General features: G+C 76.0%; 14 protein-coding genes. 5 read left to right on the top strand and 9 right to left on the bottom strand.

All coding sequences use genetic code 11. The annotated features are described in order from the left end of the window. Positions 1-83 precede the first annotated feature (83 nt). Positions 84-1,043 carry an SDR family oxidoreductase gene (locus HNR12_RS27140; protein WP_179770210.1) on the top strand — a complete coding sequence of 320 codons (960 nt, stop codon included), beginning with the start codon at positions 84-86 and terminating at the stop codon, positions 1,041-1,043. Positions 1,044-1,072: 29 nt separating this feature from the next. Here HNR12_RS27140 and HNR12_RS27145 read toward each other — a convergent pair whose 3' ends face one another. Beyond that, positions 1,073-1,930 (bottom strand): helix-turn-helix transcriptional regulator, encoded by an 858-nt coding sequence (locus tag HNR12_RS27145; protein ID WP_179770211.1) that lies wholly within the window; start codon positions 1,928-1,930, stop codon positions 1,073-1,075. A gap of 136 nt (positions 1,931-2,066) precedes the next feature. On the opposite strand from HNR12_RS27145, the gene HNR12_RS27150 reads away from it, so the two are divergent. Then, entirely contained in the window at positions 2,067-2,498 is a 432-nt protein-coding gene (locus HNR12_RS27150) for a nuclear transport factor 2 family protein (RefSeq protein WP_179770212.1), read from the top strand. Continuing rightward, on the top strand, positions 2,495-3,325 hold the full coding sequence (locus tag HNR12_RS27155; RefSeq protein ID WP_179770213.1) for an NmrA family NAD(P)-binding protein: 831 nt from the start codon (positions 2,495-2,497) through the stop codon (positions 3,323-3,325). The genes HNR12_RS27150 and HNR12_RS27155 overlap by 4 nt, the downstream gene beginning before the upstream one ends. 197 nt (positions 3,326-3,522) lie before the next feature. On the opposite strand, the gene HNR12_RS27160 is transcribed toward HNR12_RS27155, so the two are convergent. The 7 genes from HNR12_RS27160 to HNR12_RS27190 form a co-directional block, all read right to left on the bottom strand. After that, a complete protein-coding gene (locus HNR12_RS27160; RefSeq protein ID WP_246425181.1) occupies positions 3,523-5,052 on the bottom strand; it encodes a pentapeptide repeat-containing protein in 1,530 nt (509 codons plus the stop codon). Positions 5,053-5,061: 9 nt separating this feature from the next. After that, positions 5,062-5,217, bottom strand: a complete 156-nt coding sequence (locus HNR12_RS27165; RefSeq protein ID WP_179770214.1) for a hypothetical protein — start codon at positions 5,215-5,217, stop codon at positions 5,062-5,064. 189 nt (positions 5,218-5,406) lie between these two features. Beyond that, complete coding sequence (locus HNR12_RS27170) at positions 5,407-6,000, bottom strand: DUF1707 SHOCT-like domain-containing protein (RefSeq protein WP_179770215.1); 594 nt, start codon at positions 5,998-6,000, stop codon at positions 5,407-5,409. Positions 6,001-6,392: 392 nt separating this feature from the next. Then, positions 6,393-6,623, bottom strand: coding sequence for a hypothetical protein (locus tag HNR12_RS27175; protein WP_217782126.1), 231 nt, complete (start codon positions 6,621-6,623; stop codon positions 6,393-6,395). A 740-nt stretch (positions 6,624-7,363) separates the two neighbouring features. Next, positions 7,364-7,975 carry a DUF6875 domain-containing protein gene (locus HNR12_RS27180; protein ID WP_179769538.1) on the bottom strand — a complete coding sequence of 204 codons (612 nt, stop codon included), beginning with the start codon at positions 7,973-7,975 and terminating at the stop codon, positions 7,364-7,366. 452 nt (positions 7,976-8,427) lie between these two features. Further along, complete coding sequence (locus HNR12_RS27185; protein WP_179770216.1) at positions 8,428-9,489, bottom strand: methyltransferase; 1,062 nt, start codon at positions 9,487-9,489, stop codon at positions 8,428-8,430. A gap of 329 nt (positions 9,490-9,818) precedes the next feature. Then, positions 9,819-10,202 carry a winged helix-turn-helix transcriptional regulator gene (locus HNR12_RS27190; protein ID WP_217782994.1) on the bottom strand — a complete coding sequence of 128 codons (384 nt, stop codon included), beginning with the start codon at positions 10,200-10,202 and terminating at the stop codon, positions 9,819-9,821. Between the two features lie 163 nt (positions 10,203-10,365). Here HNR12_RS27190 and HNR12_RS27195 point away from each other — a divergent pair, with 163 nt between their 5' ends. Continuing rightward, positions 10,366-11,358 (top strand): GlxA family transcriptional regulator, encoded by a 993-nt coding sequence (locus tag HNR12_RS27195; RefSeq protein WP_179770217.1) that lies wholly within the window; start codon positions 10,366-10,368, stop codon positions 11,356-11,358. A 141-nt stretch (positions 11,359-11,499) separates the two neighbouring features. After that, positions 11,500-12,123 (top strand): isochorismatase family protein, encoded by a 624-nt coding sequence (locus HNR12_RS27200; RefSeq protein ID WP_179770218.1) that lies wholly within the window; start codon positions 11,500-11,502, stop codon positions 12,121-12,123. A gap of 133 nt (positions 12,124-12,256) precedes the next feature. Here HNR12_RS27200 and HNR12_RS27205 read toward each other — a convergent pair whose 3' ends face one another. Then, positions 12,257-14,032, bottom strand: a complete 1,776-nt coding sequence (locus HNR12_RS27205) for an ABC transporter permease (RefSeq protein WP_179770219.1) — start codon at positions 14,030-14,032, stop codon at positions 12,257-12,259. Positions 14,033-14,035 lie beyond the last annotated feature (3 nt).

The raw sequence follows: 14,035 nt of genomic DNA on the forward strand, positions 1-14,035 counted from the left end.
CCCAGGCTCGAAGGCGGAAGCACTGGCGCGCCACCGCCCGTCCACGGCGGCGGAGGCGACGACGAAGGATCCGGAGCAGACCCATGCCGCGTACCCGTCCCGACATCACCGTCCCCGACCTGTCCGAGAAGCGCGCGGTCGTCACCGGCGCGAGCGACGGCGTCGGCCTGCGCCTGGCCGCCGGGCTGGCCGCCGCGGGGGCCGAGGTGGTGCTGCCGGTGCGCAACCCGTGCAAGGGGGAGGCGGCGGCCGCCCGGATCCGCCGGAAGGTGCCCGACGCTGACGTGTCGCTGCGCGAGCTGGACCTCGCCTCGCTCGCCTCCGTGGCGGCGCTGGGCGAGACCCTGCGGTCGGAGGGCCGCCCGGTCCACATCCTGGTCAACAACGCCGGTGTGATGACCCCGCCGAACCGGCAGACCACGGCCGACGGGTTCGAGCTGCAGTTCGGCATCAACCACCTGGGCCACTTCGCGCTCGTCGGGCACCTGCTGCCGCTGCTGCGCGCCGGGCGCGCGCGGGTGACCTCGCAGGTCAGCATCGCGGCGCTGCGGGGCCAGATCAACTGGGACGACCTGAACTGGGAGCGCGCCTACCGCGGCCGAGCCGCCTACGGCCAGTCCAAGATCGCGCTCGGGCTCTTCGGCCTCGAACTCGACCGGCGCAGCCGGGCCGGCGGCTGGGGGATCACCAGCAACCTCTCCCACCCGGGTGTGGCCCCGACCAACCTGCTGGCCGCCCGGCCCGACCTCGACCGCGCCCAGGAGACCACCGGCCGGAAGGTCATCGCGTTCCTGTCGGCACGCGGCGTCCTCCTCGGGACACCGGAGAGCGCGGCCCTGCCCGCCCTCTACGCCGCGACCTCGCCGCGGGCCCGTCCCGGCGGGTTCTACGGGCCCAGCGGCCCCGGCCACCTCGGCGGCGGCCCCGCCGAGCAGCGGCTGTACCGCCCGCTGCGCCGCGTCGAGGAGGCCGAACGCGTCTGGCGGACCTCCGAGGAGCTGACGGGGGTGTCCCTCACCAGCGGCATCCGCGCCGACGGCTAGCGCCCGCGCGGCGGCGCGGGCCGCCCCCGCTACGCGCGCGAGGACGGCTCCGGCAGGGCGAGGCGGAGCTGGAGGCGGGCGAGCCGGTCGTGGGCCGGCGTGCCGGGCCCGGCGCTGAGCAGCACCACGCGCAGGCCGGTGCCGGGCACGGCGAGGGTCTGGCAGTCGAGGTCGAGAACGCCGAGCTCGCCGTGGTGGATCCGCTTGCGCAGCGTGGCGTGCGGCCGGACGTCGTGGTGCCGCCACCGCTCGGCGAACGCCGGCGCCCACTCGGCGAACTCGTCGACCAGCCGCCGGAGCGCGCGGTCGTGCGGGCGGCGGGACAGCGCCTCACGCGACAGGGCGGCCGCCTGCGCCTCGAACCCGCCCGCCTCCTCCGGGGGCGCCGAGCACACCGCGCGGTCCGGGCGCATGGCCAGCCGCAGCACGTTGCGCTCGGCCGGGGGCAGCGCGCCGAAGTCGGTGACCAGCGCCGCCGCCAGGCCGTTCCACGCCACGATGTCGTGGCGGGCGTCGCAGACGTAGGCGGCGACCGGGCCGAGCCGGTCCAGCAGGGCGAGCACCCCCGGCGGCACCTGCTCCGCCGGACCCGGCCGCGCGGGCGGCGCGTGCCCGGCCAGCCGGGACAGGTGCGCCCGCTCCACCTCCGACAGCCGCAGCGCCCGGCCGATCGCGTCGATCACCTGCGGCGAGGGGCGCGGCGCCCGGGCCTGCTCCAGCCGCTCGTAGTAGCTCACCGAGATCCCCGCGAGGTCGGCGACCTCCTCGCGCCGCAGCCCCGGCGTGCGCCGCGCGCGCCCGCCCGCGTGCGGCGGAAGGCCGGCGTCGGCCGGGCGCACGGCCTCGCGGCGGGCGCGCAGGAACGCGGCGAGTTCTCGCTTGTCCACGCCCCCAGCCTGCCACGGGCGCGGGCGGAGAGCCACGGACCGCTGGTCCGGGGACAACGCGGCGGTTCCCCCGCGCGGCGGACCCCGCGAACCTGGCGGGCGACGGACCGACAACCGACCGACGACGGAGGCAGGGATGGACCGATCGCCCGAAGGGGTGTTCCGGCGGATGCTGGAGCTGCTGATGGCCAAAGACATGGAGGGCATCGCCGCGCTGTGGGCGCCGGACGGCACGGCCGCGTTCCCGTTCGCCGAGGCAGGGGCGCCCGTCCGGCTGAGCGGGCGGGAGGCGGTCCGCGCCTACCTGGCCGGGTACCCCGGTGTGTACGACGTCACCGGTATCCCGGCGGTGCGGGTGCACCGGACCGAGGACCCCGCGACCGTCGTCGCCGAGTTCAGCGCCGAGGGCCGGGCGGTGCGCACGGGCGCGCCCTACCGGATGGACTACATCGCCGTGGTCACGGTGCGGGACGGGCTGATCGCCGAGTACCGCGACTACTGGAGCCCCGTGCAGGCGGCGCGCGCCTCCGGAAGCCTGGCGGCGCTGCGGAAGGGGCTGGAGGCATGACGGTCCTGGTCACCGGCTGCACCGGCAACACCGGCCGCCCCCTTGTCGCGGCGCTGCGCGCCCGCGGGGCCGACGTGCGCGCGGCCGCCCGCAGGCCGGGCCCGGGCGGCGTGCGCTTGGACTGGGCGGACGCGCGCACGCACGCCCCGGCGCTCGCCGGGGCGCGGGCCGTCTACCTGGTGCCGCCGCCGCTGACCGTGGACCCCATGCCGCTGGTGGGCCCGTTCCTGGAGGAAGCGCGGGAGGCCGGGGTGCGGCGCGTGGTGCTGCTCGGCTCGCTGGCGGAACTGCCCGGTGTCCCCGGCGCCGCGGAGGTGGGCCGGGCCGTGCGGTCGTTCGCGGAGTGGGCGGTGCTGCGGCCGTCGGGGTTCATGCAGAACTTCACCGGTGCGCACCCGGTGGCGGCGGGCATCCGGGAGCGCGGCGAGATCCGCTCGGCGACCGGCGAGGGGCGGCTGGGCTGGATCGACGCAGCCGACATCGCGGCCGTCGCGGCGGAACTGCTGTCGGCGCCGGAGCCGGTGGCCGGCGAGTACGTGCTCACCGGGCCGGAGGCGTTCGGGTACTCCGAGGCGGCGGCCGTCATCGCCGAGGTCGCCGGACGGCCGGTGCGCCACACGCCGGCACCGGTGGCCGAGATGGTCCGGCGCAACGTGGACGCGGGCATGCCGGAGGCCTTCGCCGCGGCCCTGGCCGGGGTGGACTCCGGTATCGCCGAGGGCAGGGAGGACCGTGTCACCGACACCGTCCACCGGCTGACCGGCCGCCCGCCGCGCGCCTTCCGGGACTTCGCCCGCGCCCACCGGCACGAGTGGGCCCCGGCCTGACACGCCGGGCGGCCCGGCTCCCGTCCGCCGCGCGGGGCGCGGCGGGGCGGGCGGCCTTCCCGGCGCCCGCCCCGCGCGCTCCCGGACACCGGCCACCGCGCTCGTGCGGACGTCACCCCCGTTCGCGCGGGAGGGAGATCTGCTCGGCCGCGCCGGCCCCCGGGCGGCGCGTGACCGCCGGCCCGGCCGGGGAGCCGTCAGTCGAGCGGGGCGGTGCCGGCGGCGGGGGCGGTGCCCGTGCCGTCGGGGCGCCACGCGGCGGGCAGCAGGACCGAGCCGGGCGGGTCCGCCGCCTCCACGGCGGGCAGCAGCCCGTCGGGACGCGTCCTGCTGCTCGTGTCGAAGGCCACCTGGCCTCCGGAGAACGCGGCGCCGTCGAAGGTCACCTCCGCGCCGGAGAACCGGGTGTCCTCGAAGGTCACCAGGCCGCCGGAGAACCGGGCGCCGTCGAAGGACAACTGGCCGGCGGAGAACACCGCGCGGTCGAAGGACACCCGGCCGCCGCAGAACGCGGCGCGGGTGAAGGCCATCCTGCGGCCCGCGAACTCGGCCTCGTGGAAGGTGACCCGGCCCCCGGAGAAGACGGCGCCGCGGAAGGACAGCCGGCGGCCGAGGAACCGGGCCTCGTTGAAGCTGACCTGGGCGCCCGCGAACACCGCGCCGTTGAAGGTCATCCGGCGGCCCACGAAGACGGCCTCGTTGAAGACGACCCGGCCGCCGGAGAACACGGCGCCGTGGAGGTCGCCGCCGTCGAACACGACGCCGGTGAAGTCGTAGTCCTTGCCGCGCCAGCGGGTGTCGGCACGGAGGCGGTCGCCGATGACGCGGATGACGGTGTGGCGGACCTCGCGCAGGCCCGAGGAGGCGAGGGGGCCGTCATCGCCGGGCCCGGCCGCCTCCGCGTCGGGCCCGGCACCGGCGCCCTCGAAACGGGCGGCGCCGCGCCCATCCGAGGCCGCCCCCTCCTCGGGAGCGGCGACGCCGGGCCAGTGCCCGGGTTCGGGCCGGTAGGGCATGCGCAGGTAGGCGCACAGCACGTCGATGACCATCTGCACCAGTTCGTCCCTGTCGTGCGGGGCGTCGTCGGCGAGATGGGCCAGGGCGTGCACCCCGGCCAGGCGCACGGCCGCGTGCTCGCTGCCCAGCTTCTGGCTGGCGGTGTCGAACCGCTCGGTGAACAGCCGGGTCTCCTCGCGGGCGGCCGCGACCTCCGCCCGGTCGTTCTCGGCTTCGGTGGTGCGCTGGCGGCGGTAGTTGATGACCAGCAGGGCCACCGCGCCCAGCCCGGCCACGATGGCGAAAGCGCGGGTGGCCACCGCGTCCAGGTCACGCGGGCGCAGCACCTCGGGCGGCTCCCAGGCGGGCGTGTCCAGCAGCAGCCAGGCTCCGGCGGTCAGCGCCGCCACCACCCCGGCGGCCACCACCCAGGCCAGGGCGATCAGCCACGCCAGCGGCAGCGGCGCGGCGCGCCGCCGGGCCAGCCCCGCCGTCCCCGCGGCCGCCAGCACCGCACCGGCCACGGTCAGCGCCAGCGGCGCCAGGGGCGGACGGGTCAGGCCGAGGGTGTCCCACACCGCCGCGGCCAGCGGCCACGCCCCCGCACCGCCCAGCACCGCACCGCCCGCGAGCGCGGCCCACGGCCACCCGCGCGAGCGCGGCACCACCCGCGCGACCATGGCGCGCCACCGCCGCCGAACCGGGGAAGGGGAGGGGGTTTCGGGGGCCATGGAGGCAACCTAGCGCCCGCGCGGTCGCTCGGTGGGGACGAGGTGGCGCCAGCGGACCGGGTCGGTTTCGCGGGGGCCCGGCAGCGGGGGGAGGGGGCCGCGGGCGGCGCAGTCGAGGACGAGCATGTGGTCGCCGCCGCGCTGGAACTCATACGGCGTCCGCACCAGCCGGGAGCCGACGCAGAGGGCGGCGAGCCGCCGCCGGAAGCGGCCGAGGTGGGGTGGGGGCGGTCGGTGGTGTGCAGCAGCACGGGGAACACCCGCACCTGCCACCGCGCCACCCGCAGGCGGCGGGCCCGGCGGACATCCGGGAGGTGCCCGCGGCGGCGGACCGCGGGCCGGCGCCGCGCGTGGTCACCGCTGCGGCGCCTGCCACCGGGCGCCGATCCGGCCGTGCCGCAGGCGGCCCACCACGCGCACGCGCAGTGCCGCGGGTGTGCCGGCGTAGGGGTTGCGGCCGATGTCGACCTGGCCGTAGCGCACCGCGAGTTCGTTGGCGTCCACGGCCATGTCCGGAGCGAGGACCAGGTCAACGTCGCCGCCGGTCACCCGCGCCTCGATGACGAGTTCGGGGCCGGTGCGCACCGCGTCGGTGAGGTCGAGCAGCACCGCGCTCCAGGAGGTCCGCAGCGCCAGCCGGTGCGGCAGCGTCCACGGGCCGGCCCGGCGCACCATGCCGTGCTTCTCCTTGATGGTGAGCAGGTCGGCGGCCGGATCGGCCGGCGTGCCCGCGAGCGGCCCGGCGCCGCCGGGCGCCGCGACGAGGTCGGCGGTGAGCGGGGCCAGGGCGGCGACCGTGCGGGCGGCCGGCGCCGCGTCCACCCGCTCGTCGAACTCGGCGGGGGTGAGCCGGCCGTCGGCGACGGCGGCGCGCAGCAGGTCGATGGTCCGGTCGCGGTCGGCGTCGGAGGCCCGCAGTTCGGGCGGGCTGTACGGGTCCTGCGGCATCCGGCCTCCTCGGCGAGCGGGGTGGTGGCGCACCACCGGCACATTCACCATAGTGGGGCGCCCTGTGACCCGGTAAACGGCGGTCCGGCCCCGGCGGAGGGCCGCCCGCCGCCCCGAGGGGCCCGTGCCCGCAGGCGTGGCCGCCTCGGGCGCGGCCGAGTCGCTCGAACAGCCGATCGGCCTGTCCGGCTTATGTTCTATCGACTGTTTCATTGAGATTCAAGATGTCGATCTTGATTTTTTTGATGTTCCGAATCCGGATGGTGTCTCCCTCCCGTTCACGCCGGCCGCGCCGGCGACCCCTCGCCGGTCGGCGGCACCGGCGGCGGCCGGCGTGCGGGCCCGCCCGGTCCGTCGCACCGGGCGGGCCCGCCGGGCCGAGGGCGGGAGGGTCACGTCCGGGCGCGGCCCCGGTTCAGGCGCAGCGCGGAGACGAGGAAGAAGACACCGCCGAGGAAGGCGTAGCCGGCGAGGGCGCGCAGCGAGGGGTCGTCGCCGCCGGCCTGCGCGAGGAACGACGCGCCGGCGAGGGTCGAGATGGCGCCGCTGGCGATCATGGCCCACTGGCCGCCCAGCCGGCGGCGGCCGGCGGCCGCGGCGAGCTGGACGAGGCCGGCGGCCACGGCCCAGACCCCCCACACTCCCAGGACCGCCGGGATGCCGACCGCGGCGGCGGCCGCCAGCCCGGCCGCTGCGCCCGGTGCCGGTCGGAGCGCTGGTGGGCATCAACGCGGGGTGGGGCGCGGGGGCGTTCTGGAACCCCCCGGTGCAGACCCGCCTGCACCGGCCCGCGGGCCCGCTCTCGGCCCAGGCGCCGGCGATGAACGTTTCCGGTACCGACGAGGTGGCGGAAGCCTCCCGGCGTCCCGCGTGAGGCGTGCGCGCCCCGGCGGGCGTCTCCCGGCCGCCGAGCGGTCGCCCGCCGCTGGGGCGGCGGGGCGGGTCCGGCCGGACGGCCGGACCCGCATCCGGGGGCCGTCCTCCGTTCCCGTGTCGTATTTTGCTGGATTTAGAGCCGGATGCGGGAAATGATGGTCGATGGTGAATTCCCGTTCCGGCGGGGGTGAGAACAATTTTCAATCCCCCTACCACACGGGTTCACGGTGAACTAACATCTCCCTTGGAGTGATAAGGGGGTGAGCCGATGCCCGCTTTCGGCGCAGGGCCCGACTCCGGCACGGCCGAAGCCTCTTCTTCGTGGAGGCGCCCTTTTTGCGGGGTATCGGGGCACCCGTTTTTCCTTCGTCCGTCCCCCCGCGCCGACAACGCGGTCGACCGCGCGCTGAGGCGATGACGGTTCCCCGAGTCCGGGGAACCGGGGCGCGATCGGTGGCCGTGGTGGCGGGTGGGGTGGTGTGGGTGGTTATTCGGGGATTCCCCAGCGGCGGCAGGCCTGGGTGTAGAGGTCGGTGAAGAGGGGGTCGGGGATGGTGCCGCGCCGGTAGCGGTGGCCGAAGGCTTGGGCGTAGGAGGTGAACCAGGCGCGGTCCTGGTGGAGGAAGAGGACGTCGTGGAAGGCCATGTGGCGCATGGCCAGGAGGGGGACGGGGGAGCGGGAGACGGGGAAGGCGGGGTTGCGGGCGGCGGTGTCGGGGCAGTGCGGGTGGAACTGGCCGAGCATGAGGCGGCGGCGGACCAGGGCGGGTTTGACGAGGGGGTGGGCGTCGTCGAGGACGCGGGTGCGGTCGGGGGGCAGGCCGTCGACGACGACGACCAGGGCGTGCAGGACGCGGTTGGGGTGCTTCCAGTGGGCGGTGGTGAAGACCTCGGCCATGTGGTCGACGAGGGCGGCGATGTCGTCGACGGTGGCGTGGGCGGGGACGCGGCGGTGCTCCACGCGCAGGGTCTGGCCGCGCATGGCGGGTTCGACGAAGGGGCAGACGGCGCCTTTGCGGCCGATTTCGGGGTGGGGGGTGATGAGGAAGGTGGTCATCCAGTCCAGGGCGGCGGTGATCTGGCCGGCGGGGGTGTTCATCGGATGGCCGAGTTCTCGGGGGTTATCTGCCTGCGGAAGGTGAGCACTGGAAAACGCCATATGCGGTTCCCCCATCGCGGTGTACCGAACCACCACCGCGTACGGAGCGGCGGTATATCAGTACACACATAAGATTCGCATAATCACTGAAGGTAGTTTACCCTTTTCAGGGGAACCGCCGACATGTGGTGGTCGAAATTCCTGGAACCAGGCCACCTGGTTTCGTGTTCGGCCCGAACCGAACGCCTGAACCGCCCCGGTGCGCATGCCCGAATTCGGAGTCGGCACGACCCATGGGGTGCAGATGCCGTCAATTTCCATCCATTCGGGGTGTACGGCGGAAATCCGGGATGCGCGGAAGAAGCCGCGGAAGCAGCGGAAGCCGCGTAGTCGGAGGAACCGGCGGGAAGCGGTCGAGCCGCGGCCCGCACTCCCGGCCCGGCGCCCCGGGGTCAGTGCTCCGGACGGCGCCCGCTCACCACACCGTGCGGTGTCCACCCGGTGCCCGCGGTGCGGCGCACGTCGGTGAACCCGGCCTCGCGCAGCCAGCCCTCGCACTCCTCCCACCGGTAGAGCGTGGAGTCGCGGAAGGGCAGGGTGGAGAAGTAGACGTTGTCCAGCGCCGCGTACAGGGGGCCGGTCCGGTCGTCGTCGGCGAAGGCGTTGAAGACCAGGACCGCGCCCCCGGGCGGCAGCGCCTCGTAGGCGGTGCGCAGCAGGGCGAGGTTCTGCTCGGCCGACCAGATGACGAGCTGGTGGGCGAAGAGCACGCAGTCGTGCCCGTGCGGGTACACGCCGGCGAAGATGTCGGCGGCGTGGGTGGCGATCCGGTCGGCCAGCCCGGCCGCGCCGATGGTCCGCCGGGCGGCGGCCAGGGCGCCCTCGCGGTCCATCACGGTGACCCGCAGGCCGGGGTGGGCCCGGGCCAGGGCGACCGCGTTGACCGCGTCGCCGCCGCCCACGTCCAGCACCCGCCGTGCCTGCGGGAACGCTGGGTGTGCGACCAGGACGGGGTTGGACAGCCGCGACCAGGAGTGCATGCACCGGTAGAACAGGTCCTCCAGGCCCGGGACCCCCGACAGCCGCGAGTACAGGTCCTCGGTGGTGCCGGGGAAGTGGCGGATGCCGACGTTGCGGCCGGTGCGCAGGGACTCCGCGTAGTCGGCGGCGGGCAGGTAGGCGATGCGGTCCTGGAACTCCACGATGTCGCGCAGGACAGGCCACAGGCCCGCGCCGAAGGCGGCGGCCACCGGCGGGCCGTTGCGGTAGCCGTCCGCGTCGATCGCGGTCAGGCCCAGCGCGGTGGTGCCCAGCAGGAGGACGTCGCAGGAGCGCGGCGGCAGGTCGAGGCGTTCGGAGATCCGTTCCGCCGAGAGCGGGCCCTCGGCGTTGAGCAGGTCGAACAGGCCGAGGCGGCAGCCGGCGTTGAGCTGCTGGAACGCGGCGTGCCCGAAGAGCACCGGCACAAGGAGACCGAGATCTGCGGCGGCGGAGGTGTGCTGTGTGGGCGCCATGGGCGGGGGTGCCTCCTTGATCGGGGCGATCAGCGCGGGGCGGCGGTGGGCAGCGCGTCCTCCCAGCGTAGGGCGGGGCCGCCCGCACGGCGGGGATTTCCCCAAGCGGGCGGCCAGGTCGTTCCGGCCGCGGCGCCGCCCTCGCCGCCCCCGCCGCCCACCCGCCGCGCGTCCGCAGCCCGCCGGCGCGGGGTGGCCGGGCAGCCCGCATGCCGCCGGGCGACGCAATCCCGGCTTGGGAGCGGGCGCTCGGGCCCTTCGCGCCGGCCCCGCGCCGGCCCGTAGGCGAGGGGAATTCACAGCACTTCACTCGTTTGCGATGACGCGGTTCACCCCTGCGATTCACCGTTTTTGAACGCGCCGGTCGTATTCCTTTTGGCGCTCCCGAATCTCATCCGCGTTTTCGACCGTCCAGTCGTACAGTCGGCCGAACGGCTCCCGCCGCGATTCACCCAGCGGGGTGAGGGAGTACTCGACCCCGACCGCGAGGTCGGCAGCACGCGGCGCACGACCATCCCGTTGCGCTCCAGGCGGCGCAGGGTCTGGGTCAGGACCCGCTGGGTCACGCCCTCAAGGCGGCGCTTGATCTCGTTGAACCGCGTGGGTTTCTCCAGGCCCGCCATCACCATCATCGACCGTTTGTCGGCGATCTGGTCGGGAATCGGGCGGCTGGGGCAGCCCGGGGACTGGCGCGCGGCGCCCAGACCCGCCACGGCGAGCGCGGCCTTGAGGGGTTGCTTCGGGCACTGGGCGCCGGCTGACGCACCGCCGGCCGCGCGCCGGGACCGGCGCGCGGCCCGGGAACCCGCGGCGCGTGTCCGAAACAGTCAGTTATCCGTCATTGCGGACATAAGCGGCGTCGGTGAGGATGAACCCATGTTCGTCGCACGCCGTGTTGTCATCGCGGTCTTCCCCGACGTCGACCTCCTCGACGTCACCGGCCCGGCCGAGGTCTTCTCCCTGGCCAACCGGGTGGCCCCCGGGAAGGCCGGCTACGAGGTGCGCCTGGCCGGGCCCGCGGCCGGGGAGGTGCGGACCTCCGCCGGCGTGCGGCTGGTGGCCGACCTCCTCTTCGACGGCGTCGACGGAGGCATCGACACACTCGTGGTGCCCGGCGCGGTCGACATGACCGAGCGCGGCCCGCGGGCCCGGGTCGATCCCGGGATCGTGGCGTGGGTGCGCGCCACCGCCCCCCGCGCCCGGCGCGTGGCGTCGGTGTGCGTGGGCGCGCACGTGCTGGCGGCGGCCGGACTGCTCGACGGCCGGTCGGCGACCACGCACTGGTCCACCGCCGCCCAGCTCGCCGCCGACCATCCGGAGGTCGCCGTCGACCCCGACCCGATCTTCGTCCGGTCCGGCAACGGGCGGCTGTGGACCGGAGCCGGGATCAGCGCCTGCCTGGACCTCGCGCTCGCCCTGGTGGCCGAGGACCTGGGCGAGGACACGGCCCTGGCGGTGGCCCGGCAACTGGTGATGTACCTCAAGCGGCAGGGCGGGCAGAGCCAGTTCTCCGTGCCGCTGAGCCGGCCGCCCTCGGCCTCGCGGGCCATCGACGACCTGCTGCTGTGGATCGCCGAGCACCTCGACGCCGACCTGTCCGTGGAGGCGCTGGCCGACCGGATGTGCCTGAGCACACGGCACTTCGCCCGCGTCTTCAAGCAGGAGACCGGCACCGGCCCCGCCGCCTACGTCGAGGCCGCCCGGGTCGAGGCGGCCCGGCGGCTGCTGGAGACCACCGACGAGCCGCTCGACCGGGTCGCGGCCGCCGCCGGACTCGGCTCGGCGGAGACCCTGCACCGGGCGTTCCGCCGGCGGCTCGCCACCACGCCCGCGGCCTACCGGCGCCGCTTCCGCGTCCGGGCGGCCTGACCCCCGCCCAGCCCTTCCGCGCCCCGCGCCGGCGCCGCCTTCCCACCCGGACGGCTCCGCCTCCGGTTCACCCGCCTCCCCGCGCCCGCCAGGGCGCCGGGGTGCCGCACCATGTCCACTCCGCCCCAGAAAGGCGACATCATGAGCACCACCCACGCGTCCGCCACCCTCCGCGAGGTCAACCACCTGGACGGCGGGCCGGCCCGGCTCGGCGACTCCGTGCTGGTCATGGTCGACTTCCAGAACACCTACCGCACCGGCGTCATGGCCTTGGAGAAAGCCGAGGAGGCGATCGCGGCGGGCGCCCGCCTGCTGGCGCGTGCCCGCGCCGAGGGGACGCCCGTCGTCCACGTGATGCACGACGGCGGCGAGGGCACCCCCTACGACATCCGCGCCGACATCGGCGCCATCAGCGACGAGGTCGCCCCGGCACCCGGCGAGCCGGTCGTGGTCAAGGGGTTCCCCAACTCCTTCCACCGCACCGACCTGGAGGCGGCCCTGGCCGGCGCGGGCGCGGCCCCCGGCGGCGGGGGCAACCTGGTGATCGCGGGCTTCATGACCCACATGTGCGTGAACTACACGGCCCAGGGCGCCTTCAACCGCGGATACCGCGCCACCGTGGTCGCCGAGGCCACGGCGACCCGCGCCCTGCCCGCCCCCGACGGCACGGTCGTGCCCGCCGCCGTCCTCCAGACCGCCGCCCTGACGGGAATCGGCGACCTGTTCGCCGTGGTCGTCCCCACGGTCGAGGCGCTGCCCCGCTGACCCGGGCGCGTCCCGCGCCGCGGCGTCCGCCGCCCGCCCGCCCGCGCCCGCCGCGCCGCGTCGAGCGCGGCGGGCGCGGGCGGGCGGGGAAGACCGGGGACGACCGCGGAAGGAGGCGGCGGCGCCGGGGCGCTCAGGCCGCTTCGGCGTTGAGGGCGCGACCGGCGGGGACGCGGGCGTGCCGCCAGGCGGGCAGGGCGGTCAGCACGGCGGCGGCCGACAGGACCGCGAGCGCGGCCGCGAACAGCCACGGCCGCGGCGGAACCACCCAGAATTCGCTGAAGGCCCGGTACAGGACGATCCCGGCCGGCAGGCCCACCACGAGCGCGGGCACCGCCGGCAGCAGGTGCGCGGTGCACAGCGCCGCCACGACCTGTCCGGGCGTCGCACCCAGGGTGCGGCTGATCCCCAGGGCGCGCCGCGCCTGCACCGCGCCGCTCCAGCCGAGGATCACCGTGTTCAGCGCGGACAGCGCCACCACCGCGACGGTGACGCCCAGCAGCACCTCGGCGGTTCGGTTGTTCACCGCCGCCATGGCGGGCGGCAGTTCCACGGTGCCCCAGGCGCTGCGGAAGGTGAGCAGCGCGCTCACCATGACACCGGTGGCGGCCATGCCCACGGCGCTCAGGACCGCGCGGCCGGGCCGGCGGGCCATCAGCCGGACGCCGAGGAGCAGCGGGGTGGGCAGGTAGGCCGTCAGGGCGGTCAGCCGGGAGCGGCGCGTGCGCAGGCGCGCCGTTTCGGCCAGCCCGGCCGCGGTGCCGGTGCGCGCGGCGTGCAGGACGGGGTCGAGCGTGCTCACCAGCACGACCGCGAGGGCCAGGCCCACCACGGTGACGACGACGGCGGCGGAGGGCGGACCGACGGTGCTGAGCAGCCCGGGGCTGGGATGGGCCAGCGCCGGCGCGGCCAGGGTGCCGATCGCCAGGCCGAGCCCGGCGGCCGCGGCGGTCAGCAGCAGGTACTGCGCCAGCAGCACGGCGGCCACGGTGCGGGGGCCGGCGCCGACCGCCTTGAGGCGTTGGGCCCGCCGGTGGTCGCGGGCGGCCCGGATCGCCGTGAGGGCGGCGAGGGTGACGCAGGCGGCCACGGCCAGCAGCGAGCCGCCGACGGCCAGGGCGGGCTGGGCGTCCTTGACCATGACCAGGTTGGTGTCCAGCACACCCTCCCAGGTGCGGGTGTTGACCCAGACGCCGCTCGTGTTGTACGGGGCGAACAGGGTGGTGTCCCAGTCGGCGGCGGCGTCGGGGTCGGTCAGCCGGAGGTGGACCAGGTGCACGACGAGCGCCTCGGCGTCCTGCGCGGCGGTGCGGGCGTCGGCGATGGTGAGCCAGATCCGGCCGCCCCAGTCGGTCGGCCCGGGGCCCTGGGCCTGGTCGCTCCACGGGTAGACCGGGGCCGCCGCGCTGATGGCGATGCCGACGACCGGGTAGTCCCGCCCGGCGATGGTGACGCGGTCGCCGACACCCACGCCGAGCACCTCGGCGAAGCCGCGCTCCACCACCGCGCCGCCCGGGCGGACCCAGGTCCCCGACGTCACCAGCGGCCGGTCCACCGGGGACGGCGCGCGCTCGCGCCCCTCCACCGAGGAGCGCGCGGTGTCGCCGTGGGCCCCGACCACGGTGGAGAACGCGGGGATCGGGTCGGTCAGGCTGCCCACGCCCTGCGCGGCCGCGATGCGTCCGGCCAGCTCGCCGGGGTCGGCGGCCGTCGTGATGGCGGTCATGTCGGGGCCCGCGGTGGCCGCGCGGGTGTTCATGTAGGCGGTGGTGACGGCGTTGTCGACCATCAAGCCGAGGGCCAGCGCGGCGGTCGCGGCGGTGACCGCGGCCATAAACACCGCGGCCTCGCCGGGGCGGCGGCGCAGGTCGCGGGTGACCAGGCGCCACATCAGCAGCAGGCGTCCCACGCC

This window comes from Streptomonospora nanhaiensis, assembly GCF_013410565.1.
Classification (GTDB): domain Bacteria; phylum Actinomycetota; class Actinomycetes; order Streptosporangiales; family Streptosporangiaceae; genus Streptomonospora; species Streptomonospora nanhaiensis.

Excerpts from the sequence above, each read along its gene's own strand:
- HNR12_RS27160 (WP_246425181.1), bottom strand. The coding sequence starts at position 5,052 with ATGGCCCCCGAAACCCCCTCCCCTTCCCCGGTTCGGCGGCGGTGGCGC.
- HNR12_RS27150 (WP_179770212.1), top strand. The coding sequence starts at position 2,067 with ATGGACCGATCGCCCGAAGGGGTGTTCCGGCGGATGCTGGAGCTGCTG.
- HNR12_RS27170 (WP_179770215.1), bottom strand. The coding sequence starts at position 6,000 with ATGCCGCAGGACCCGTACAGCCCGCCCGAACTGCGGGCCTCCGACGCC.
- HNR12_RS27155 (WP_179770213.1), top strand. The coding sequence starts at position 2,495 with ATGACGGTCCTGGTCACCGGCTGCACCGGCAACACCGGCCGCCCCCTT.
- HNR12_RS27185 (WP_179770216.1), bottom strand. The coding sequence starts at position 9,489 with ATGGCGCCCACACAGCACACCTCCGCCGCCGCAGATCTCGGTCTCCTT.
- HNR12_RS27140 (WP_179770210.1), top strand. The coding sequence starts at position 84 with ATGCCGCGTACCCGTCCCGACATCACCGTCCCCGACCTGTCCGAGAAG.
- HNR12_RS27180 (WP_179769538.1), bottom strand. The coding sequence starts at position 7,975 with ATGAACACCCCCGCCGGCCAGATCACCGCCGCCCTGGACTGGATGACC.
- HNR12_RS27200 (WP_179770218.1), top strand. The coding sequence starts at position 11,500 with ATGAGCACCACCCACGCGTCCGCCACCCTCCGCGAGGTCAACCACCTG.
- HNR12_RS27195 (WP_179770217.1), top strand. The coding sequence starts at position 10,366 with ATGTTCGTCGCACGCCGTGTTGTCATCGCGGTCTTCCCCGACGTCGAC.